General features: G+C 51.4%; 17 protein-coding genes. 13 read left to right on the forward strand and 4 right to left on the reverse strand.

Going from position 1 to position 21,415, the window contains the following annotated elements:
- The first annotated feature begins 7 nt into the window (after positions 1 to 7).
- The 7 genes from MKX63_RS24370 (at position 8) to MKX63_RS24400 (ending at position 7,382) form a co-directional block, all read left to right on the forward strand.
- A complete protein-coding gene (locus MKX63_RS24370) occupies positions 8 to 1,732 on the forward strand; it encodes a sensor histidine kinase (RefSeq protein ID WP_341020699.1) in 1,725 nt (574 codons plus the stop codon).
- Positions 1,733 to 1,867: 135 nt separating this feature from the next.
- Positions 1,868 to 3,556, forward strand: coding sequence for an ABC transporter substrate-binding protein (locus MKX63_RS24375; RefSeq protein ID WP_341020701.1), 1,689 nt, complete (start codon positions 1,868 to 1,870; stop codon positions 3,554 to 3,556).
- A gap of 142 nt (positions 3,557 to 3,698) precedes the next feature.
- The gene (locus tag MKX63_RS24380; RefSeq protein ID WP_341023245.1) at positions 3,699 to 4,622 is read left to right on the forward strand and encodes an ABC transporter permease; all 924 of its coding nucleotides are present in this window, start codon (positions 3,699 to 3,701) and stop codon (positions 4,620 to 4,622) included.
- A 15-nt stretch (positions 4,623 to 4,637) separates the two neighbouring features.
- Positions 4,638 to 5,555, forward strand: coding sequence for a carbohydrate ABC transporter permease (locus tag MKX63_RS24385; protein WP_341020703.1), 918 nt, complete (start codon positions 4,638 to 4,640; stop codon positions 5,553 to 5,555).
- Positions 5,556 to 5,893: 338 nt separating this feature from the next.
- Positions 5,894 to 6,151, forward strand: coding sequence for a hypothetical protein (locus MKX63_RS24390; protein WP_341020704.1), 258 nt, complete (start codon positions 5,894 to 5,896; stop codon positions 6,149 to 6,151).
- Positions 6,126 to 6,458 carry a GNAT family N-acetyltransferase gene (locus tag MKX63_RS24395; protein ID WP_341023246.1) on the forward strand — a complete coding sequence of 111 codons (333 nt, stop codon included), beginning with the start codon at positions 6,126 to 6,128 and terminating at the stop codon, positions 6,456 to 6,458. Before MKX63_RS24390 ends, MKX63_RS24395 begins: the two co-directional genes overlap by 26 nt.
- Positions 6,459 to 6,605: 147 nt before the next feature.
- Positions 6,606 to 7,382: an alpha/beta hydrolase gene (locus tag MKX63_RS24400; RefSeq protein WP_341020707.1), complete on the forward strand. Its 777-nt coding sequence runs from the start codon at positions 6,606 to 6,608 to the stop codon at positions 7,380 to 7,382.
- A 533-nt stretch (positions 7,383 to 7,915) separates the two neighbouring features.
- On the opposite strand, the gene MKX63_RS24405 is transcribed toward MKX63_RS24400, so the two are convergent.
- The 4 genes from MKX63_RS24405 to MKX63_RS24420 all read right to left on the reverse strand — a co-directional run bounded on the left by MKX63_RS24405 (position 7,916) and on the right by MKX63_RS24420 (position 12,805).
- On the reverse strand, positions 7,916 to 9,712 hold the full coding sequence (locus MKX63_RS24405; RefSeq protein WP_341020708.1) for a hypothetical protein: 1,797 nt from the start codon (positions 9,710 to 9,712) through the stop codon (positions 7,916 to 7,918).
- Between the two features lie 46 nt (positions 9,713 to 9,758).
- Positions 9,759 to 10,724, reverse strand: coding sequence for a carbohydrate ABC transporter permease (locus MKX63_RS24410; protein WP_341020711.1), 966 nt, complete (start codon positions 10,722 to 10,724; stop codon positions 9,759 to 9,761).
- The gene (locus MKX63_RS24415; protein WP_341020713.1) at positions 10,721 to 11,575 is read right to left on the reverse strand and encodes an ABC transporter permease subunit; all 855 of its coding nucleotides are present in this window, start codon (positions 11,573 to 11,575) and stop codon (positions 10,721 to 10,723) included. The genes MKX63_RS24410 and MKX63_RS24415 overlap by 4 nt, the downstream gene beginning before the upstream one ends.
- Positions 11,576 to 12,037: 462 nt before the next feature.
- Positions 12,038 to 12,805, reverse strand: a complete 768-nt coding sequence (locus MKX63_RS24420; RefSeq protein ID WP_341020715.1) for a helix-turn-helix transcriptional regulator — start codon at positions 12,803 to 12,805, stop codon at positions 12,038 to 12,040.
- Positions 12,806 to 13,061: 256 nt separating this feature from the next.
- On the opposite strand from MKX63_RS24420, the gene MKX63_RS24425 reads away from it, so the two are divergent.
- From MKX63_RS24425 to MKX63_RS24450, 6 genes are all read left to right on the forward strand, one after another.
- A complete protein-coding gene (locus MKX63_RS24425) occupies positions 13,062 to 14,453 on the forward strand; it encodes an ABC transporter substrate-binding protein (RefSeq protein WP_341020717.1) in 1,392 nt (463 codons plus the stop codon).
- A 64-nt stretch (positions 14,454 to 14,517) separates the two neighbouring features.
- Positions 14,518 to 17,442 carry an extracellular solute-binding protein gene (locus MKX63_RS24430; RefSeq protein WP_445323539.1) on the forward strand — a complete coding sequence of 975 codons (2,925 nt, stop codon included), beginning with the start codon at positions 14,518 to 14,520 and terminating at the stop codon, positions 17,440 to 17,442.
- Positions 17,443 to 17,460: 18 nt separating this feature from the next.
- Positions 17,461 to 18,426 carry a carbohydrate ABC transporter permease gene (locus MKX63_RS24435; protein WP_341020723.1) on the forward strand — a complete coding sequence of 322 codons (966 nt, stop codon included), beginning with the start codon at positions 17,461 to 17,463 and terminating at the stop codon, positions 18,424 to 18,426.
- Positions 18,423 to 19,304, forward strand: coding sequence for a carbohydrate ABC transporter permease (locus tag MKX63_RS24440; RefSeq protein WP_341020725.1), 882 nt, complete (start codon positions 18,423 to 18,425; stop codon positions 19,302 to 19,304). Before MKX63_RS24435 ends, MKX63_RS24440 begins: the two co-directional genes overlap by 4 nt.
- A gap of 18 nt (positions 19,305 to 19,322) precedes the next feature.
- Entirely contained in the window at positions 19,323 to 20,783 is a 1,461-nt protein-coding gene (locus tag MKX63_RS24445; protein ID WP_341020727.1) for a hypothetical protein, read from the forward strand.
- Positions 20,780 to 21,406, forward strand: coding sequence for a YIP1 family protein (locus tag MKX63_RS24450; RefSeq protein WP_341020729.1), 627 nt, complete (start codon positions 20,780 to 20,782; stop codon positions 21,404 to 21,406). Before MKX63_RS24445 ends, MKX63_RS24450 begins: the two co-directional genes overlap by 4 nt.
- The last annotated feature ends 9 nt before the right edge of the window (positions 21,407 to 21,415 follow it).

Raw genomic sequence — 21,415 nt, forward strand, 5'->3', positions numbered from 1 at the left:
CGATCCAATGAAAAAGCTGTTAAATTACATGAAGCTGCGCGAGAAGCTGCTGCTCATGTACGTACTGTCCGTATTTATTCCCATTGTCCTCACCAATATCGTGTTCTATCACGTCACAACCACCAATATCCGCAATCAAAAAATCCGTGATGCCGACATGGCACTGAACAATTTGAGAGCCGAACTGCAGGTGGCAATCGACCAGGGAGTAGGCTTATCGTATTCGCTGTATGCCGACCCCATCTTTAATAAGACCATTTCCCGCAAATTCACCAGTGAGATGGATTATGTACAGACATTCAACAGCTACCTGGAAGGAGCCTTGTCCAATCAAGGCGTACAGGGTGTCCGTTGGTATCAGGTGTACACCGATAATCCTACAGTGCTGACCTCCGGCTATATTGACCGTCTAACCGGTAAAATCCGCCAATCAGACTGGTATACCCAGTCCAAAGCCTTGTCGGCACCTTATCCGACCTTTGTCTATTCGGAGCAGAAATTCAGTCTGATTCAAAAATTAAATAATTATTACACCAGCGGAATGGAGCAGCTCGTCAAAATTGATTTGAACATGGAGCGGATTCAGCAGATTTTTAACGGCAGCACCTTCAATGGCGCTGTGTATCTGTTAGATCCCCAAGGCCGGGTTCAGTATGCGAATGATGAGGCGGCGAGCCCGGGGCTGGTCCCTTTCAGGAGTATTCTCCAGCCTAAGAATTCCCTTGAATTCCAGGCTGCATATACCGGGATTAATTATCTGGAAGGGTGGACACTTGCGGGCGTGATGAATGAGGAGCTTGTGCTGAACGAAGTCAGGAAATCGCGTTCTTTTGTCATTTGGTTTGCCTGCATCAACTTTATATTGCCCACAATCATCATTGCGGTGATGTCCCGCTCGATTCATGTACGGCTGGTCCGGATTCTCAAATATATGAAGAAGGTCAAGGCGCAGAACTTCCAGACCATTCCCTATGAAGAGGCCAGAGATGAGATCGGCCAGTTAACCATGGAGTTCAACCGCATGACCGAAACGATCAACAGCCTGATTAACGAGGTCTACGTTGCCGATATCCAGAAGAAGGACCTGGAGCTTAGGGAGCAGCAAGCGCAGCTGCATGCCCTGCTTAGCCAGATTAATCCCCATTTCCTGTTCAACTCGCTCGAATCCGTGCGCATGCGCAGCATCATCAAGGGCGAGAAGGAGACGGCAAAGATCATTCAGCATATGGCGAAAATGTTCCGGAAGTCCATCTCCTGGAGTCAGAACTATGTTACCGTCAGCGAAGAGCTGGAGCTGATTGAGAGCTTCCTGGAGATTCAGCAGTACCGCTTCGGCGACAAGCTGGAATATAGCATCGTGGCAGACCCGGAAGCCCTGAGGCAGCGGATTCCCAAAATGGTGCTGTTGCCGTTTGTCGAGAATGCCAGTATCCATGGGGTCGAGTCCATCGCGGATAGCGGAATCATCTCCATCTCAGTGACTGTGCAAGCAGAACGGCTGATTCTCAGACTGGAGGATAACGGGATGGGGCTGTCACCGGAGAAGCTGGAGGAGCTGCTGCTCTATCTGCAGGAGGATGGCGGTATCGGTGAGCGGGTTGGGATGAAGAATGCATACTACCGCCTGAAGCTGATCTTCCAGGATCAGTTTGAATTTGCAGTTGAGACCCGGGAAGGGGAAGGGATGGTTATTCTCATCTCCCTGCCGCTGATGGATAACAGCACCGTATGACATCGCAATATGGGTATACATTTTGAAGCACAAGGTATGGTTTGTCGGGTAAGAAAGTAAGCGGTTTCTTGGTATATTGAAAGAGCTTACACAATTTATGGAATTACAAGAACAGTTAAGGGGGATTTAGTAAAAATGTTAAAAAATAAGCTTTTGACCACCAGTCTGGTACTCATTCTGGCGGCGGCATTGGGAGGCTGCGGCGGAGGCAACAGCAACACTGCGCCGGACACCTCAGCACAGAGCACGAATGCGGGAGGCAATGAGGATGCTCCGGCAGTGACCTACAAGTATTTCAGCTTCGGGGCACCCAAGAAACAAGTCTTGGGAAGTGAAACAACAATCGGCAAAGAGCTGCAGAATCAGACTGGAGTGGACTGGAATATTGAATATCTGGTCGGCGATGGGGATACCAAGGCGGGCGTGATGATTGCCAGCGGAGACTATCCGGACATTATTGATTCCAGCGGTCAAATGGCTAAGCTTATGGACGCAGGGGCATTTATTCCGCTTGATGATCTTATTGAACAATACGGACCCAATATTAAACGGGTATACGGACCCTACTTTGATAAATTCAGACAACAAGACGGCAAGCTCTACTTCTTCCCTTACGGTGCGAACATCGGCTATGTCTCCGAGCCTAACTTCCAGACCGGCTTCTACATTCAGCGGTCTGTACTGAAGGAATTCAATTATCCGAAGATTAAGACGCTTGATGAATATTTCGACTTGCTGAAGCAATACAAAGAGAAGCATCCCCAGGTGGGCGGACAGGAGACGATTGGCTTCGCTACCCTTGCTGGTGAACAGGGAAGCTTCTTCACCCTTCAGAATCCAGCCAATCACCTGGCAGGCTATCCGAATGACGGCAGCACCATTGTCGATATGAAGACCCATGAGGCCAAGCTGGTTGGGGGCTCCGATTATCAGAAGCGATGGATCAAGAAGCTGAATGAAGCTAACGCCGAGGGGCTGGTTGACCCTGAATCCTTCACCATGAACAGAGACCAGTATCTGGCGAAGCTGACGTCGGGACGTGTACTCGGGTACTTCAGCTATTCCTGGCAGGTTGGGGATGCGACGAATAACCTCAAGAAGGCCGGTAATGACGACATGCGCTATGTTGCGCTTCCGATCGTATTTGATAAAGAGATCAAGGATCAATATATTGATCCTCCCGGCTTCGTAAACAATTATGGTGTAGGCATTACAGTGAAAGCCAAAGACCCGGTTCGTATTATCCAATACTTCGACAACCTGCTCAAGGAAGAGAATCAGATTCTGGTTCAATGGGGCATCAAGGATCAGAGCTACGCCGTTGACGCGAATGGAAGATTCACTTATGCCAACGATGCGCAGCGCCAGCTGCACGAAGATCCTGAGCAGAGCATGAAATTCGGGTTTGACTATTTCAACTACAGCTGGCCGCGTTATGGCAATAACTCTGTTCTGCAGGATGGCAATGCCTATGGTCCGGGTAACCAGCCTGAGGTAGCCTCTTACGGTTATACGGATGGCGACAAGAAGCTGCTCGAAGCTTACGGAGTGAAGACCTTCAGTGAGCTGTTCAACGACCCCGATGAGCGCCCTTGGTCTCCTGCCTGGTCCATTGCCCTGGAACAAGGTTCCCCTGAACAGATGTTCATTACCAAGGCTGACGATTTACAGCGTAAACATCTGCCTGCTATGGTTCTGGACACACCGGCCAACTTCGACAAGAATTGGGGAGATTACATGGCCCAGTTCGACAAGCTGGATAAGAAAACCTATGAAGATTTCATCACCAAGAAGGTTCAGGAACGTGTAGCAGGCAAATGGTAATCTAGAGACAGAACCAGCTATAAGCTGCGGGCTGGAAGGGGGAAGCTGCTCCGGCCCGCAGCTGTAATCAGCAAGGTGTCAGAAGGGAGAAGAACCAGTGGAGAAACCAGTACATGCTCTACCCCCCCTCAACAACAAGGGAATCCTTTCCAATAGAAACCATTCATTCTTCAAGCGTCTTATTCAGCAGAGAACACTGGCTTTCATGTGTATTCCTTTTGTTCTTTGGGCGTTTGTATTCAAGTACCTCCCGCTCTGGGGCTGGACCATGGCTTTTCAGAATTACAAGCCGGCCAAGAGCTTCTCAGAGCAGCAATGGGCGGGGTTAAAGCACTTTAGGATACTGTTTGAGGACAGCACCTTTTATCGTGTGCTGCGGAATACACTCGTCATGAGCGGTATTCAATTAGTATTTGGGTTTGTTACGGCAATTACGCTTGCGCTTCTGTTAAATGAGCTGAAGAATATTATTTTTAAGCGTGTGGTGCAAACCGTCAGCTACTTGCCGCATTTCATCTCCTGGGTAGTGGCGTCGAGTATTGTGCTGACGGTATTATCGCCGGACGGGATTGTCAATGTCCTGCTTACCAAGCTTCATCTCCTGGACAAACCTGTACTCTGGATGGGCAAAGGGAGTTATTTCTGGGGAATTCTCGGGGCAACACAGGTATGGAAGGATGTGGGCTGGAACACCATCATCTACCTGGCCGCCATCACTTCCATCGACCCCTCTCAATATGAGGCGGCTGAAATCGACGGAGCCAGCCGTTTTCAGCGGATGCTTAATATCACGCTTCCCGGACTCAAGCCGGTTATCATCATTCTCCTGATTATGAATATGGGTAATATTCTTGAGTCCGGATTTGAGGCGCAATATTTGCTCGGTAACGGGATGAACATTGACTTCTCGGAGAACCTGGATATATTCGTGCTGAAATATGGACTTGGAATGGGTAATTTCTCCCTGGGTACTGCTGCAGGGATATTCAAAACTTTGGTCAGCTTCATCTTCCTGTTCTCAGCCAACAGCATCGCCAAAAAAATGGGAGAAAGCAGATTATTCTAAAAGGAGGTATATGTCATGCAAGCAGCAAGAAAATCGCGTTTGCGTAATTCCAGTCTGGGAGACCGTGTATTTGATATTTGCAACATCATTTTTATGCTATGTCTGATGATTGTCACGATGTATCCCTTCGTTAATATGATCGCCATCTCCCTTAATGATGCTAATGATGCTGTCAGAGGCGGGATTTATTTGTGGCCGCGGATGTGGACCTTTAGCAATTACAAGTATATCTTCGGGGAATCGGACATCTATCATGCCACGCTGATCTCCCTTCTGCGTACAGTGATCGGAACGGCAGTCTCAGTCTTCTGTACCGCCATGCTGGCCTTCACCTTGAGCCGCCAGGAATTCGTACTCCGCAAGTTCGTCACAATGTTCTTCGTATTCACCATGTATTTCAGCGGCGGCCTGATTCCCGGCTACCTGCTGATCCGGAATGTGGGCCTGACGGATTCTTTCTGGGTCTATATTGTTCCGGGGATTATCGGTGTGTTCAATATGATTGTCATCCGATCTTTCATTGAAGGCCTGCCTGAAGGGATTCTGGAGTCCGCCCGGATCGACGGTGCCGGGGAATTCACGACCTTTGTCCGTGTAGTACTGCCGTTGACGATTCCTGCAATGGCCACTGTATCTCTGTTTGTGGCTGTGGGACAGTGGAATTCCTGGTTTGATGTATTTCTGTACAACTCCTCCAATATCAAGCTGAGCACACTTCAGTACGAGCTGATGAAAATTCTGCAGACAACCAATACGTCTGCGACTGCAGGTGCAGTGGATGCCTATCAATCTGCAGATAATGCAGTAAGGGTAACGCCAACCTCGTTGCGTGCTACGATGACCATCGTTGCAAGTGTACCCATTCTGATGGTCTATCCGTTCCTGCAGAAGTATTTTGTTCAGGGGATGACGGTCGGCGGCGTTAAGGGTTGATGACATGGGGGAGGGGCAGGGATTTAACCTGCCTGCACCCCGCTTGAGGTTATATCATCTTATGAATCCAAGCATCGGTATACAATACAGTAAGTGCAAGACAACAGATTGTTATGATTGTTCTCTGCCTATAAATGAAGAGATAGTTCCTCTTATAATAGAAGCAGAGTGCAATTATGAGAGCCGGATGGGGATGGAAGCAATGAGTGAGGAGTACATGAACACCCTGGAGAATTTCAATAACATTCATGCCTTTTTGAGAACAATGGTAACTTTGACGGGGCAGCTTCTTCAGCTTAATTGTCCACCCGGATTATCCGCAACTGGCAGGCGAGATGGTGGAATGGACACGGAATGTATGGGGCGAGGGGAAAAAGAAGCTCAACACCGACTGCTATCCCTATGGTCTGGAGGTTCAGGCATTATTAGATCAAGGATTTGTGCAGGATTCTCATATCGGGAACACCCGAAGATACGATCTTACGCATACGGAATACATTTTGAATCTGGAAGAAGGGTTCCATATCCGCTCAATGGCGGAAGGGACAGACGAAGGCCAATGCAGGGAGCATAGAGTACTGGAGAAAAGATCTTAAGTCCTATAAGGCGGAGCTTGATTTCTCGGTAGTGGATGATAAAGGGCGGCCTGTTGCCTTCTGTTTCGGGTTCGTGGATCAGGACAACAAGATAGCGGTTATAGAGACGATTGGGACCCACCCGGATTACCGGCAACGCGGCTTCGGCAAGTCTGTCATTTCTGCATGCTTCATCCGCCTGAAGGAGCAAGGTGTGACAACGGCATACATTACGGGTTTTTCTGCTGAGGCTAATGCCCTCTATCAATCTCTGCATCCAGTGGAGATTATTCCAATGCATTCGTATGTGTATGAACGTCAAATCTAGTCCGTACAGGCGTTACTGATGGATTTCGATGCTCCAAATATTTTTTTGCTCAGCAGCTTCCTCAGCAGGATTCCGGACTTAGTTTATCGAATAAACAAAGTGTGGGGATGTACATATAATCTATGAGAGGAATGAGCAGCTTTGGACATGAACCATCAGAAGTATACAACACAAGCAGCGGGATATGATCAGGAGAAAGCAGGGATTGAGCGTGGTAAGATCACGATGATCGAATATCCCTCTGCAACAGTTGGCAACCCCCGGAAGGCAAGAGTCTATACGCCGCCTGGCTATTCAGACGCTGAGAAATACAGTGTACTGTATCTGCTGCACGGCATTGGCGGAGATGAGGACGAATGGTACACACACGGCACGCCGCAGATTATTCTGGACAACCTGTATGCCGATCACAAGCTGAAGCCGATGATTGTAGTTCTGCCGAATGGCCGGGCGATGCAGAATGACCGTGCGGTGGGCGACATCTTTGCGCCTGACAAGCTGGAAGCCTTCGGGGCCTTTGAGTCTGATCTGCTGAACGATCTGATCCCTTATATTGAAGCGAACTATTCCGTGCTGACGGACCGGGAGCACCGCGCGCTGGCCGGGCTGTCCATGGGCGGAGGGCAATCGCTCAACATGGGTCTGAATAACCTGGACCGCTTCGCCTGGGTGGGAGCCTTCTCTCCGGCACCTAACACGAAGGAGCCTGAGCTGCTGGTACCGGATCCGCAGAAGGCAGCGGATGCGCTTAAGCTTCTCTGGTTATCCTGCGGAGACCTCGACAGCCTGAAGTATGTCAGCGACCGCACCCATGCTTATTTCTCAGAGCATAACGTGCCTCACATCTGGGTGGAGGAACAGGGCGACCATGACTGGCCGGTCTGGAAGAACGGCTTGTACCAGTTCGCTCAGCTTATTTTCTAAATGGTCTAGGAGGCGCCCGGAGTGGGTGCCTCCTATTCTGGCTGGAAGCGCTGCGTAATCTCCTGCCAATCACCCGCCCAACGTACGATGACCGCCAACTAATTACTCAGTAATTACTCAACTAACGTCTGTTTATCATCCACCGGTCACACAAGACAGCACAGCACGCGGCTATGGAGAAGTTGCGAGGAAATAGATGGAATTTATACACTTGCTGATGAACCAACTTTCCTTACGGGAACAGGAGTTGGATAAAAGGCACTTAATTCATCACAATTCACCTGAAGTGGGTGAAATCTCAAAATTAATTATGCTTTTTCCACTTGTTGCCGGGTAATCCTTAGAAAGCGGGAAATTAAGATACGTTTATCCATTTGTTTGCCGATGAGGTACCCGAACGGCTGGAGATTGGTTCGTTGGCCGGAATTGAGAGACGGAAGCCGCCAAAAAAGGCAGTCCCAAAGCCATTACATAATGGCTCCGGGGCTGCCTTTTCTTTTGCTTTTACAGCTTACGCATTAACGTTCATTTGCTTACTTGTTAGCAATCGCGTCAGCACGCATTTTAACGATTTTCTCTGCTCTTTCCTTGTCTACCGCGAAGACATCGTTCCAGCCCAGACCTTCCACATCGCTCTTCAGCTTGGTCCAGAGCTGGTCGAATTCGGCCTGGTCCTTGGCGAAGATCATTTTCCAGGAGGTGTTCTTGACATAATCCGAGATCTGGCTGCGTTTGTTCTTGACGTCAGAGGAATCGGAGCCAAGACTGGTGTTGATGTTCGGCACGATGTCGATCATGTTGTTCTTTGTATAGTACTCGGTCGGAGTAGTGGCGTCATAGGTGCTCTGCCAGTCGGTGGTCAGCTTGGTTTTATTCGCTTCGATGGTGGAAGCCCAGTAGGTGCTGTTATAGAACTCTTTGGTTTCCGGGTCGGTCACGAAATCACTCATAATCATCGAGTTGACCTTGCTCTGGCCATCCTGGTAACCGCCGCCGCCATATTCAGCAGGGACCGGGGTGTTTTCCTGGAATGCAGTCTGACCAACTTCGGTCAGCTTGAATTTGCCGTCTGCTGTCTTTTCATAGTTGAAGCCCTCAAAACCGTTGGTATAGTAACGCAGGCCCTCCGGTGAAGACATCCAGTCCATCAGTTCCATGATTCTTTCCGGTTCTTTCGCTTTGGAGCCGATGGCGAATACTCTGCCGTTCCCGAAATAAGCATCACTGTTCTGGATCAGGTGGGTATCGCCAATCGGAACCGCCACGTTGCCGTCACCCTGGTTGCCGCGTTCAATCGTGTTGTAGAAGCCTCTCTGCCAGGAGTACCACAGGAGCAGCACCTGCTTGTTGGTCAGCTTCTCAGATACCTTGTTCCAGTCCTGGGAAGGGGAATCCGGGTCGACGAGACCCATTTTGTTAGCGTCATAATAGAACTGCAGAATCTTCTTGTACATGCTGTTGTCGTCCACAATCGGAACGATATCGCCTTTGGCATTCAATTGAATCGTTGTCGTACCGTTCGGCTGCTCATAGCCATACCAGTTGCTCAGCCACCGGACATTCTCCATGCTTCCGCCGTCCCAGTCCTTCCACAGCGTAATCGGAACAATCGGCTTGCCGTCCGGAGTCTTCGGATATTTAGCCTGCATGTCCTTCAGGGCTGTCATCAGGTCGTTCAGATTGTTCAGCTTCGGCGCGCCGATTCCCTTGTAATAATCCCAAGGCATGATCGGGCTGGAGTATGGCAGCTCTTCCGAGAAGGTCGTTGGCGAAGTATCGGCGGTGAAGGCCGGGAGAGCATAGATTTTACCATCCGGATTCTGTTTCTCGAAGGCCACATTGAACGGCTTGAAGTGATTGTCTACATATTGGGACAGATGCTCCGTGTTCTTAATCATGTCGGTTAGATCCATAATCATGCCTGCCGGAATCAGTTCCTCAAGCTGGCTGTTCTCAATAATCAGGAGGTCGCCGAGGTCACCGGATGCCGAGCGTGTCTTGTACAGCTGGTCGCCCGCTACCTGCGGAGCCAGAATGTTCAGTGTGATATTGAACTTGTCTTTCAGCAGCTTGCCGTACCATCCCGTCTGCTCGCCTTGATAGTTAGCTGCGTTGTCGAATACCGTAATGGTTAGTGGTTTGCTGTGATCGATGCCTTTGCTTGTGCCCGGATCGGATGACTCAGCAGGTGTTCCGGGCTCGGCCGTCCCCGCAGCAGCTCCTCCATTGTTGGAATTACCACTGCAACCACTTAGCGCCGTTGTTACCAGCAGGATGGTCGTCCCTAGTAACAGCGCGGACTTTCTGCCCAGCTTGATGTGTGTTTTCATGTGTAGCCCCCCGAATGTTTAATGTATCATAAATGGCGCTGGCGGATTAGCCTTTGACCGCACCAATTATAATTCCTTTGACAAAAAATCTCTGGAAGATCGGATATACCAGCAGAATAGGTGCGACTACGATAATGGTTACGGTCATCCGGATGGAGGTAGAGGTCTGCTTGGTCGCCAGGGTTGCCATAGCCGTGGAGCCGGCATTCTGCAGATTGACCATGGTCGACAAGGAGCTCGCCTGGTTGATGTAGTTATATAGTATGAACTGTAAGCTGTAGAGCTTACTGTCCGTTACCAGCAGGAGCGTATCCTGGAAAGAGTTCCACTGGTTGACCGCTGAGAAGATGGCAACGGTTGCAAGGATCGGCTTGCTGATCGGCAGAATGACTTTGTAAAAAATCGTGAAGATTCCTGCGCCGTCAATACTGGCCGCCTGCTGAAGCTCCTTCGGTGTTGCCTCGACGAAGGTTTTGACCAGGATGATGAAGAAAGGAGCAACAACGGACGGAAGAATATAAGCCAGGAAGTTGTCCGTCAGATGCAGCGATCTCATGGTCAGATACCAAGGAATGATCCCGGCGTTGAAGAACATCGTGATAATGGTGAAGCGGTACCAGAACTTCTTGCCCCACATGTCCTCCTGGGCGAACATAAAACCGAGGAAGGCCGAGGCGCCGACAGTCAGCAGCGTACCGATTACGGTTCTGCCGAGAGAGATCATGAACGCATTGCCCAGACCCGGGATTTTGAACACATCGATATAATTCTGGAAATGAATCCCCTTAGGCCAGAAAATAATTTCGCCCTTCGCACTGAGATCATTCGCGCTGATCGTATTGATAATGATCGAGTAGAACGGATAAACGCAGATGAAGGCGAACAGTGAGAACAGGATGTAGATAATAGTAGAGATGATTTTATCGGTAGCGCTGACCTGCATTTTGACTGTTTTCTTGGTGAGGTCGATCTCGCGGGTGTTTGGCGTAAGACTGGTCTGGTTGTCACTCATACAATGCCCTCTCCTCTCAGCATTTTGGACAGCCCGTTCACCGAAAAGAGAAGCACCACGCTGATTACACTCTTCAGCATACTGATCGCAACAGAGACGGAATAGCTGCCGCCGCCCATGGCGAGGTTATACACATATAGATCAAGAACCTGAATAGTGTCCTTGTTAAACGCATTCTGGAATACGAAATACTGCTCCAATCCGTTGTTCAGGAAGCTGGCAATCTGGAGCATCAGCAGGACGAAGTAGGTTGGCATCATGCTTGGCAATACGACATGGCGGATCACCTGCATCCGGGTAGCCCCGTCTACATAAGCCGCTTCATACAGCGATTCGTCGATGCCCATGATGGCTGCGATGTACAGAATGGCGGACCAGCCCAGTGTCTTCCAGGTAGCCCAAGCCCACATCGTCCACCATACGTGCTCGGAGCTCTGCAGGAACATGGTTGGAGAATCGGTCAGCCCGGTCATATGCAGGAAGCCGTTGACCATCCCTTCGCTGGAGAACATGGAGAAGGCGAGGGAGTACACAAGCACCCAGCTGATGAAGTTCGGCAGTGTGGTGACTGTCTGGATGAATTTGCGGAAACGTACCGCCTTGATTTCGGTCAGGAAAATAGCGAAGATCATCGGGAGCCAGGAGAAAAGGATGCCCAGTCCGCTGATGCCGAAGGTATTCCAGATGACCTGCATTAACTGGTCGATCTTGACCTGATTCTCAACCAGGGAATGGAACCATTTGAAACCGACGAACTCGGAGGCGGACAACGGGATAGGCGGGGTGTAGTCAAAAAATGCATATACCCATCCATAAAGCGGATAGTAGGCAAAGACAGCGAGTAAAAGCATAAAGGGAGAGATGTAAAGGAATTTCCGGAACGAATTGCTTCTCATGCTCTGGCTGCGCATTGTTTCACTCCTCATCATATTCTCTTTGTATGATTGCTTCCTGAAGCTAAGCCGGGGCAAGCAATCCTGAGTAACTTGTCTGGTTGTCATCCCCCTTCATAATAAAAGCAATGATAAGCAATTTCGGAGTAATTGATAACGCTTTCATGTATGAAACTATAATAAGTTATCGTCTATCTTCCTACAATGACCGATCCTCACCAATTATTGATCTATTGTAAGGTGAAGGAGACGCGGACGAAAAGGGCAATGGCATGGGAGGGGGAAGGGAGAGAAGCAGGAGACGCGGATGAAACGGGAGTTTATAGGAGTGGGAAGAAGGCATACGGGAGGCTAGCGGCCGGACTTATTCAGAGCCTTGCTCCAGATTTCGCACAGGCCGCTCCTTCCAATCCCTCTGCCTCAGGCAGTGATGAAGCATTGCTTGCGGTATTCATTGGCACTGGTCCCGGTGTATTCTCTGAATTTCTTGTAGAACCAGTCGGTTTCCGAATACCCGACAGCGTCTGCAATCTCATAGATTTTCATGTCAGTCGTTTCCAGCAGCAGCTTAGCCTTCTCCATCCGCTGGCGCAGGAGATATTCGTTGAAGGATATCTTCTCCTGCTGCTTGAACTTCTGTCCGAGATAAGCGCAATTGAAGTTCAAGGAGTCGGAAATCTGCTTGAGCGTAATATTACGATGGAGCTGCGCATCCACGTATTGCTTGATCGTACTGACAATTGGAGACGGGGAGGGCGGCTCTTTTTGAAGGGTGAACTCCGCATAATCCTGCTCCGCAGCAGCCGGTCTGCCGTCCGGAGCCAGCACCCGACTAATTGCCTCCAGACTTCCGCTCAGCTCAGCCGGGTCCACCGGGTCTGTCAAGTAATCGCTTACATTGTAGAGTAAAGCTTGGCGCGCCAAGCCGAAATCCCCGCTGCCGCCGAGCAGGATAATCGGAACGGAGCAACCTTGCCTGATCTGCTCACAGACTCTCATGCCCGCCGCATGGGCGTCCCTAATGTTCAGAAGAACCAGCGATATCCCCTCGCTGTGGATCAGCCGCAGAATATCGGATGAATAATCAGCATGCGCATGAATGATGAAATTCTTAAGTCTGCTCCCTGCCATATAAGAAGCGATCTCCCGCACCTGACGGTTTCGCTCTACACATAAGATTCTGTACAAGATGAAGACCCCGCTTTCAGAGAGAAGTTAAGCTTCCTTCATCCATTATGTGCAACACAGCCGGGCGCTACAATGTGCAATTCTTGCACCAGGCTCCATTTGTTTACCTGATCGGAATCCGGTTGCCCGGCGGATAAGGACTTGCGGACCCGACCTATAATTTGACAGGTGAACACCTGAAGTTAGACGGGTTGCTGCCTGAAAATGTAAGCGCTAAACTTTCGAGGTAAGTCATTCATACTTGGGGGGACAGATCATGCGGGCAAAAAAAGTAATGTCAGTATTCATTAGTATGTTGTTATTAGCTGCAACGACGGCTTGCGGCGGCGGAGCAGGGAACGGCGGGAACGCCGGAGGGGGAGCATCAGCCCAGCCGGCGGCGGCTACGGAGGCTCCGGCAGCTGAGGCCACTGCGGAAGCTACGCCGGCTGCGGAGCCGAGCAATGCTACACCGGACAAGGATTTCGATATGGGCGGCAGAACGATCAAGATTGTCTCCTGGTGGGATATGAAGATTCCCGAGGACAATCCTGACAATATCCAGCGCTCTAAGAATCTGAAGGAATTGATGGCCAAGCATAACTTCAAGGTTGAATATGTAGCGCTGGACTTCGGTGAATACCAGAAGAAGGTAGTGGCTTCACTGGTTGCCGGTGAACCGCTTGGCGATATTGTCAGAATGGGCAAGGGATATATGATTCCGGTGCTGACGAAGCAGGATATGTTCTGGCCGGTAGACGAGTACACCAAGAATGAGAATGCCTTCAATCAGCGGATGACTACGGAATTCTCACAATATGAGGGCCGGGGCTATGGCTTCTCGGAGAATGCGGGCAACCTGATCAGCGGGGTCTTCTATAACCGCACGCTGATGAAGAAGCTGGGCATGAAGCCGCTCCAGGAATATGTGAACGAGGATAACTGGAACTGGGAGACCTTCACCCAAGTCGCCAAAGAAGCGAACAAGGATACAGATAACAACGGAAAACTTGATGTTTGGGGCCTGGCCTCAGGCGGGTTCCTGGAGATGGCAATGGCCTCCAACGAGACCGATCTGACCATTGAGGACAAACAGAATCTCGATGATCCCAAGCTGCTGGAGGTCTTCAAGTTCATCGCGAAGCTGGGAGCTGAGAAGGTAGCGCGGCCGACTGAAGGCGGGGACTGGCAGGAACCGGCGCAGTTCTTCCGCCAGGGGAACACGCTGATGTATGCGGGAGCCGATTATGAGGCGAACGGCTTCAAGACGGATATGAAGGATTATGACATCGGCTTTGTTCCTTTTCCAAAGGGGCCTAATGCTACCGAATACCACAGTGTGGAATCCAATGTCCAGTTCCTGACGATCCCGAAGAAGGCCGAGAATCCGGACCAGCTGCTGTATATCTGGGAGAAGATCAACGATATCGAGTCGATCTACGATTATCCGAAGCAGGCTTCCCTGGAGAGCACATATGACAACGAGGATGATATCAACAACGCCAAGCTGGTCGAAGGCGGTATGCTGTTAACGAACCATAACACCTTCTCGACTATGCCTTACTACGAGATGATTGACGAGTTGAAAAAGGGAACGTCGGCATCTACTGTCATTCAGAAGTACAAGGCGAAGGTTCAGGCTTCTGTAGACGCGGTCTACAAAAAATAAACGGATATCCGCATGGAACAACAGTCCCCCGCGGACTGTTGTTCCCATTCTTGCGGCAATTTACATGATCCATCGCTTAAGGGGAGGAGTACGATTGAATATTCGAATCAGGAACATAGCGATTATATTGGTTGTTGTCCTGCTGGCCGGGACGATCTGGATATTTAATTCCCCGGGGCAGCGTGTGCATTCCGATTCTCCCGCAGTAGGCAAGTTCACAGCAGCCGCGCAGGATGCCGAAGAAGGCAGCTATGAAGCCTATCTGAAGCAACACGGGGATGCCCCGCGCCCTGACCGGGAGATCCGTATCGAAGGGGAGAGCTATTCCCCTGGCAGCGGAGATGTCTTCGAGGTGAAGCAGCAATTCGAGGGGCTTGACGGAACAGCAGTCATTACACCGGAATCGGGAACCATCTCCTGGGAGGTGCCGGTTCCGGAATCCGGGCTGTACAACATCCGGGTTCATTATTATCCGGTGGAAGGCAAAAGCTCGTCGATTGAGCGTTCCTTATCCATCAACCGGGAGGTGCCGTTCAAGGGAGCGGATACCTTGCTCTTCGACCGGGTCTGGGGGAACCGTGAAGAAGTCATCAAGCAGGATGACCGCGGCAATGATCTGCGCCCCAGACAGGTGGAGCAGCCGGTGTGGCAGTCCACGGTTATTGCGGACAGTGAAGGCTTCTATGAGGAACCATATGCCTTCTATCTGGAGCAGGGGAACCAGACCCTGTCGCTGACTGCGCTCCGTGAGCCGATGGCCATTGATTATATCGAGCTGTTCCAGGACCGGACAGTGCGGTCTTATGCAGAGGCTCAGCAGGATTATGAGACTAAGGGCCTTCAGCCGGTAAAAGAGCCTTATATCGAGGTCCAGGCCGAAGCGGCATCCGCCAAATCCTCGCCTACCTTATATCCGTTATCTGACCGCTCCAGCCCGGCAGTAGTGCCTTATGCGGTCTCGAAGCTAAGAATCAATACCATCGGCGGGGTGAACTGGAAGCTGCCGGGGCAATGGATCGAATGGGAGATTGATGTCCCTGAAGAAGGTCTGTACCGGATAGCGCTCAAGGAGAAGCAGAATCAGCTCCGGGGTGTCTATGCCAATCGCAGCCTGACCATTGACGGTGAATATCCCTTCACCGAGATGAAGCAGATCCGCTTCAATTACTCGCCCGGCTGGCAGATGAATGTACTCGGCGGGGAAGAGCCTTATCTGTTCCATCTTACACAAGGGACGCACAAGCTGAGACTGACCGTGACCCTGGGCGATATCGCCCCGCTGGTCCGTACCATCCAGTCCAGTGTCCTGACCCTGAATGAAATGTACCGCAATATTCTGGCGATTACCTCCAATAACCCGGATAAGTTCCGTGACTATCAGCTGGAGAAGCGGATACCGGAGATGACCAAGGTGTTCCGGGAGCAGGCGGAGATTATCCGCAGTGTCGGTGAATATCTGGAGCAGGCCACCGGGGAACGCAGCGACAAGGTATCCGTGCTGTACTCGATGGTCACCCAGCTGGAGGATATGGCTAAGCACCCGGATACGGTAGCCAAACGGCTGGTCTCCTTCAAGACGAATGTCGGCGGTCTGGGAACCTGGATTCTAAGCGTGCGGGAACAGCCGCTGACACTGGATTCACTGGTGGTCTCGGCGCCGGATAAGCCGCTCCCGTCTGCGCAGGCTACCTTCTTCCAGAAGCTGAAGCATGAGCTCAGAGCCTATGGTGCCTCGTATACCGAAGACTACGACAGTATCGGTAACGTGACGAAGAATCAGAAGGCGATTACGGTCTGGATCTCGACTGGCCGGGATCAGGCTCAAGTGATGAAGAGCATGATTGACGATACCTTTACACCGGATACGGGTATCTCTGTGGCGCTGCGGCTGGTGCCTCCGAACATTCTGCTGCCGGCAACCCTGGCGGGCGAAGGGCCGGATGTAGCCATGCAGATCGGCGAGGACCTTCCAGTGAACTATGCGATGCGCAAAGCATCGGCTGATCTGTCCCAGTTCGCCGATTTCAAGGAAGTAGCTGAACGGTTCAGGGACAGTGCGCTCACCCCTTATAAGTACAACGGAAGTGTCTACGGGCTGCCTGAGCAGCAGATCTTCCCGATGCTTTTTTACCGGAAGGATATTCTGCAGGAGCTTGGCCTGGAGCCGCCTACTACGTGGGAGGAAGTCTACAATGTGGTCTCTGTTCTGCAGAGGCATAATCTGGAATTCTATCTTCCGCTGGAGGATACACTGAACAACGCGACGCTGGTGCCTAATGCGGCCTTCACCATGCTGCTCTACCAGAACGGCGGGCAGCTCTATACGGATGACCAGAAGCGAAGCGCGCTGAACTCGGAGACCTCCATGAGTGAATTTAACAAGTGGACCCAGTTCTATACCAATTACAAGTTCCCGGTGAAGGTGGACTTTCCGAACCGCTTCCGTACAGGTGAGATCCCGATCGGGATTGCCGATTATACCATCTATAACAGCCTGACGGTAATGGCGCCGGAAATCCGCAATTTGTGGGAATTCACGGTGGTGCCGGGAACGAAGCAGGCGGACGGCAAGGTGGACCATAGCGTGGCCAGCCATACAACCGGTGTCATGCTGCTGGAGAATGCCAAGGACAAGGATTCGTCCTGGGAATTCATGAAGTGGTGGACAGACAAGGACACCCAGGTCCAGTACGGCCGGGAAATGGAAGGGCTGATGGGAGCGGCGGCACGTTATCCGACCGCGAACATTGAAGCGCTGGAGGAGCTGCCGTGGCCTGTGAAGGATTACAAGGAGCTGGAGAGCCAGTGGCAATGGGTGAAGGGTAACCCTCAGGTTCCGGGCGGGTACTTCACAGGCCGGCATCTGGACAATGCGTTCCGCAAGGTGGTCAACGGGAATGTAAATCCGCGTGAAGCCCTGTCGGATTATCTGATCTACATTAACGATGAAATTCAGATCAAACGGAAGGAATTCAAACTTCCGTATTAGGTTGGAGGCTGCAAGCTGATGGTACAAATACACAATACCACTGAACCAGCCTTGCAAGGGCTGGCTGGCGGTCCGCTCAAGGAATCCCGCCTGGCGCAATTATGGAGAGATATCAAGAAGAGCAAGCATTATTATTTCATGATGAGTCCCTATATGATCATCTTCTTCCTGTTCACGGTGATCCCGGTGGTCGTCTCCTTCGGGCTGAGCTTTTTCTATTTCAATATGCTGGAGACGCCGAGATTCATAGGCTGGGAGAACTATTCCAGGCTGCTGCTGGGCGATGATGTGTTCATGATCGCGCTGAAGAACACCTTTTTGTTCGCTGTCATCACAGGCCCGTTAAGCTACATTGCCTGCTTCCTGTTCGCTTGGCTGATTAATGAGCTGTCGCCCTTCGTGCGGTCGCTGATGACGCTGGTCTTCTATGCGCCTTCGATCTCGGGCAATGTGTTCTTCATCTGGCTGATCGTCTTCTCGGGTGACAGCTATGGTTATCTTAACGGCTTCCTGATGAAGATCGGGGTGCTGCTGGAGCCGATCATCTGGCTGCAGAATGAGAAATACATTCTTCCCATCATCATTATTGTGCAGCTCTGGCTGAGTCTCGGCACAAGCTTCCTGGCCTTCATCGCCGGACTTCAGACCGTGGACCAGACGCTGTTCGAGGCGGGAGCGATGGACGGAATCAGGAACCGCTGGCAGGAGCTGTGGTTCATTACCCTGCCATCCATGCGTCCGCAGCTGATGTTCGGCGCGGTCATGCAGATTACCGCCTCCTTCGCGGTGGCCGAGGTCTCCATTGCGCTTGCGGGCTTCCCGAGCGTTAACTATGCGGGTCATACGGTCGTAACGCATCTGATGGATTACGGGACATTGCGCTTTGAGATGGGCTATGCCTCGGCGATTGCCACCATTCTCTTCGCGATTATGCTCGGAACCAACATGATGACCCAGAAGCTGCTCCGAAAGGTGGGTGAATGACCCTGTATTCAAGAGTGATAGGGGCTCTTCGCCCTCAAAAAAGACTGAACCGTTCCTTTGCTGTCAGCTTTATGCTCTTCGGCCTGCTGCTGGGCTTCGGCGCATTCATGGTTCTTCCGCTGATCTACGCGGTGAACAATGCCTTCAAGCCGCTGGATGAGCTGTTCATCTTCCCGCCAAGATTCCTGGTGCGGAACCCGACGCTGGAGAACTTCACCGATCTGATGGTGATCATGGGCAATTCCTGGGTGCCGTTCACCAGATATATTGCGAATACGCTGCTGATCACACTGGTAGGAACCGCAGGACACATCCTGCTGGCGTCGGCAGCGGCGTATCCGCTGGCCAAGTTCAAATTCCCGGGCTCAAGCATTCTGTTCAAAATTGTAGTGCTGTCCCTGATGTTCTCGCCGCATGTTACGGCAATACCGAACTATCTGGTCATGTCACAGCTGGGGTGGATCAATACCCAAGCTGCGATTATCGTGCCGTCACTGGCCTTTTCATTAGGGTTGTTCCTGATGAAGCAGTTCATGGAGCAGATCCCGGATGCGCTGATTGAGGCGGCCAAAATCGACGGTGCGAATGAGTACCGCGTGTTCTGGCAAATCGTAATGCCGAATGTGAAGCCGGCCTGGCTGACGCTGATGATTCTGCAATTTCCGGCGCTGTGGGGCACAGATGGAGGAAGCTTCATCTACAGTGAGAACCTGAAGACGCTTCACTACGCGCTTAGCCAGGTCATCCAGGGCGGGATTGCGCGTGCCGGGGTCGGAGCGGCAGTCGCGCTGCTGCTGATGACCGTGCCGATTCTGTTGTTCATTATTTCACAGAGCAGTGTCATCCAGACGATGGCTACTTCCGGTATGAAAGAGTAGAGAGGAGGAACGGTGACCATGGTCGCAAGGATAAAGAAACTGAGAACCGGTCTGCTGGCCTTGTGCTGCCTGGCCAGTCTGGGGCTTGGCGGAGAGCTGGCCCTGGCAGAGAGCGCAGCCCCTTCCTACAATTATTCATACTGGGGGAATGCGGTGGCGGCTCCGTCCGCCTACGAGGCAACTACGCTCATCACGGGTGCCAGCTCCGGTGCGGGCCCATTTAATAATCCGCAGGATATTCAGGTTACGGAGGATCAGCAGATCTATGTTCTGGATAGCGGAAATAACCGGTTTGTCATCCTGGATCAGGACTACAAATCCGTCAAGACGGTAGATGCGTTCGAGTTCAAAGGGAAGGCGGAGAAGTTCAACAATCCGCAGGGCATCTATGTGACGCAGCAGAAGGAAGTGTATGTGGCGGATACGGGCAATAAGCGTATCGTCCATCTCGACAGCAGCTTCAAGGCGGTGGGGATCATTGAAGCACCGAAGTCCGAGCTATTGCAGGCGAGCTTTGAATTTCAGCCTGTCCGTGTTGCTGTAGACAAAGCGGACCGCATCTATGTGATGTCGGCCGGCGTCTTCGACGGCTTCATGGAATTCGGGGCAGATGGTGTGTTCAAATCGTTCATCGGCGCGAACCGGGTGCATGTCGATGCGGTGGAGTATTTCTGGAAATCGATCTCTACCAAGGCGCAGCGCGAGCAGATGGTCATGTATACGCCAACCGAGTTCACGAATCTGGACATTAATGACGAAGGCTTTCTGTATGCTACCAACGGTGACGATTACGGGGACCCGATCAAGAAGCTGAACGCGCAGGGTGCGGATATTCTGCGGAGAGAGGGCTATTACAAGCCCAGCGGCGATCTTATGTATTCAACACGGTCAGGCGGTGCCCCGCGGCTCGTGGATATTGATGTGAGCGACAGTGAAATATACGCGGTGCTGGATGCCAGCCGGGGCCGGGTGTTCACGTACAACGGGGACGGCTATCTGCTGTACATTTTCGGCGGAATCGGTAACCGGCTGGGCGAATTCAACACTCCGGTTGCCCTTGAGCATAGCGGTGACGATATTCTGGTGCTGGACCAGGCGCTGGGTGAAATCACGGTATTCCAGACCACAGAGTATGGAAGAACGCTGAACAGTGCCGTACGCAGCTACTATAACGGTGATGAGGAGATGGCTTCCCGGGAGTTCAGCAAGGTCGTCAACCTGAATGCGAATATGGAGTACGCTTATGCGGGCATAGGCAAGGCATATCTGCGGCAAGGCGAGTACAAGGAGTCGGCGGAATATTTCGAGCGCAGCATGGACCGGACCAACTATTCCAAAGCGTTCCTGCTCTACCGTAAGGAAGTGCTTCGCGGACATTTCTCCACCATTATGACGGGTCTGATCGCACTGTTAGCCCTATGGCTGGGCCTGAGAATGTTCCGGAAAATGAAGGCCAGAAAGAAGGTGGAGCTCCATTGAACAGAGAAGCGCTGCAACATCCGCTGTATGTGATGGTTCATCCGTTCAACGGATACTGGGACCTCAAATATGAACGCAGTCAAAAAACCAGTCTGATCCTCTCCTTCGGCATTCTGTTTATGCTGATTCTGACGAATGTGCTGGGCGAACAATACAGCGGGTTCCTGGTGAACATGAATAATCCGCGGTATCTGAACAGCCTGCTGGAAGCGGTCTACGTGCTGGTTCCTGTTCTATTCTGGTGTGTGGCGAATTGGTCGCTGACCACGCTGATGGACGGGGAGGGGAAGTTCGTGGAGATTTTTATTACCACCTGCTTCGCACTGCTTCCGATCGTGCTGATTAATTTCCCCTGGATCTGGATCAGCAATTTCATCTCGGCCCAGGAGAGCTCCTTTTATTACTTTTTCAAAAACTTTGCCATTCTCTGGTCGGGACTGCTGCTGTATGTGGGCATTATGACCGTTCATCAGTTCTCCCCGTCCAAAACGGTCGGGACGATTCTGCTGACGCTGCTCGCTATGGCCTTCATGGCTTTCCTGACCCTGCTGTTCTTCAGTCTGGTTCAGCAGATGATTGCATTCGTCTCGACCATATACCAAGAAATTGTCTTGAGGAGATAGGAGGAGGAC

Origin of the sequence: Paenibacillus sp. FSL R7-0179, assembly GCF_038002265.1 — a bacterium.
Lineage (GTDB): Bacteria > Bacillota > Bacilli > Paenibacillales > Paenibacillaceae > Paenibacillus_AQ.

What these genes read in the sequence shown, in the direction of transcription:
- MKX63_RS24385 (WP_341020703.1), top strand. Translation starts at nt 4,638, where the DNA reads ATGCAAGCAGCAAGAAAATCGCGTTTGCGTAATTCCAGTCTGGGAGAC.
- MKX63_RS24435 (WP_341020723.1), top strand. Translation starts at nt 17,461, where the DNA reads ATGGTACAAATACACAATACCACTGAACCAGCCTTGCAAGGGCTGGCT.
- MKX63_RS24415 (WP_341020713.1), bottom strand. Translation starts at nt 11,575, where the DNA reads ATGCTTTTACTCGCTGTCTTTGCCTACTATCCGCTTTATGGATGGGTA.
- MKX63_RS24400 (WP_341020707.1), top strand. Translation starts at nt 6,606, where the DNA reads ATGAACCATCAGAAGTATACAACACAAGCAGCGGGATATGATCAGGAG.
- MKX63_RS24405 (WP_341020708.1), bottom strand. Translation starts at nt 9,712, where the DNA reads ATGAAAACACACATCAAGCTGGGCAGAAAGTCCGCGCTGTTACTAGGG.
- MKX63_RS24375 (WP_341020701.1), top strand. Translation starts at nt 1,868, where the DNA reads ATGTTAAAAAATAAGCTTTTGACCACCAGTCTGGTACTCATTCTGGCG.
- MKX63_RS24425 (WP_341020717.1), top strand. Translation starts at nt 13,062, where the DNA reads ATGCGGGCAAAAAAAGTAATGTCAGTATTCATTAGTATGTTGTTATTA.
- MKX63_RS24410 (WP_341020711.1), bottom strand. Translation starts at nt 10,724, where the DNA reads ATGAGTGACAACCAGACCAGTCTTACGCCAAACACCCGCGAGATCGAC.
- MKX63_RS24370 (WP_341020699.1), top strand. Translation starts at nt 8, where the DNA reads ATGAAAAAGCTGTTAAATTACATGAAGCTGCGCGAGAAGCTGCTGCTC.
- MKX63_RS24445 (WP_341020727.1), top strand. Translation starts at nt 19,323, where the DNA reads ATGGTCGCAAGGATAAAGAAACTGAGAACCGGTCTGCTGGCCTTGTGC.
- MKX63_RS24430 (WP_445323539.1), top strand. Translation starts at nt 14,518, where the DNA reads ATGATCCATCGCTTAAGGGGAGGAGTACGATTGAATATTCGAATCAGG.
- MKX63_RS24440 (WP_341020725.1), top strand. Translation starts at nt 18,423, where the DNA reads ATGACCCTGTATTCAAGAGTGATAGGGGCTCTTCGCCCTCAAAAAAGA.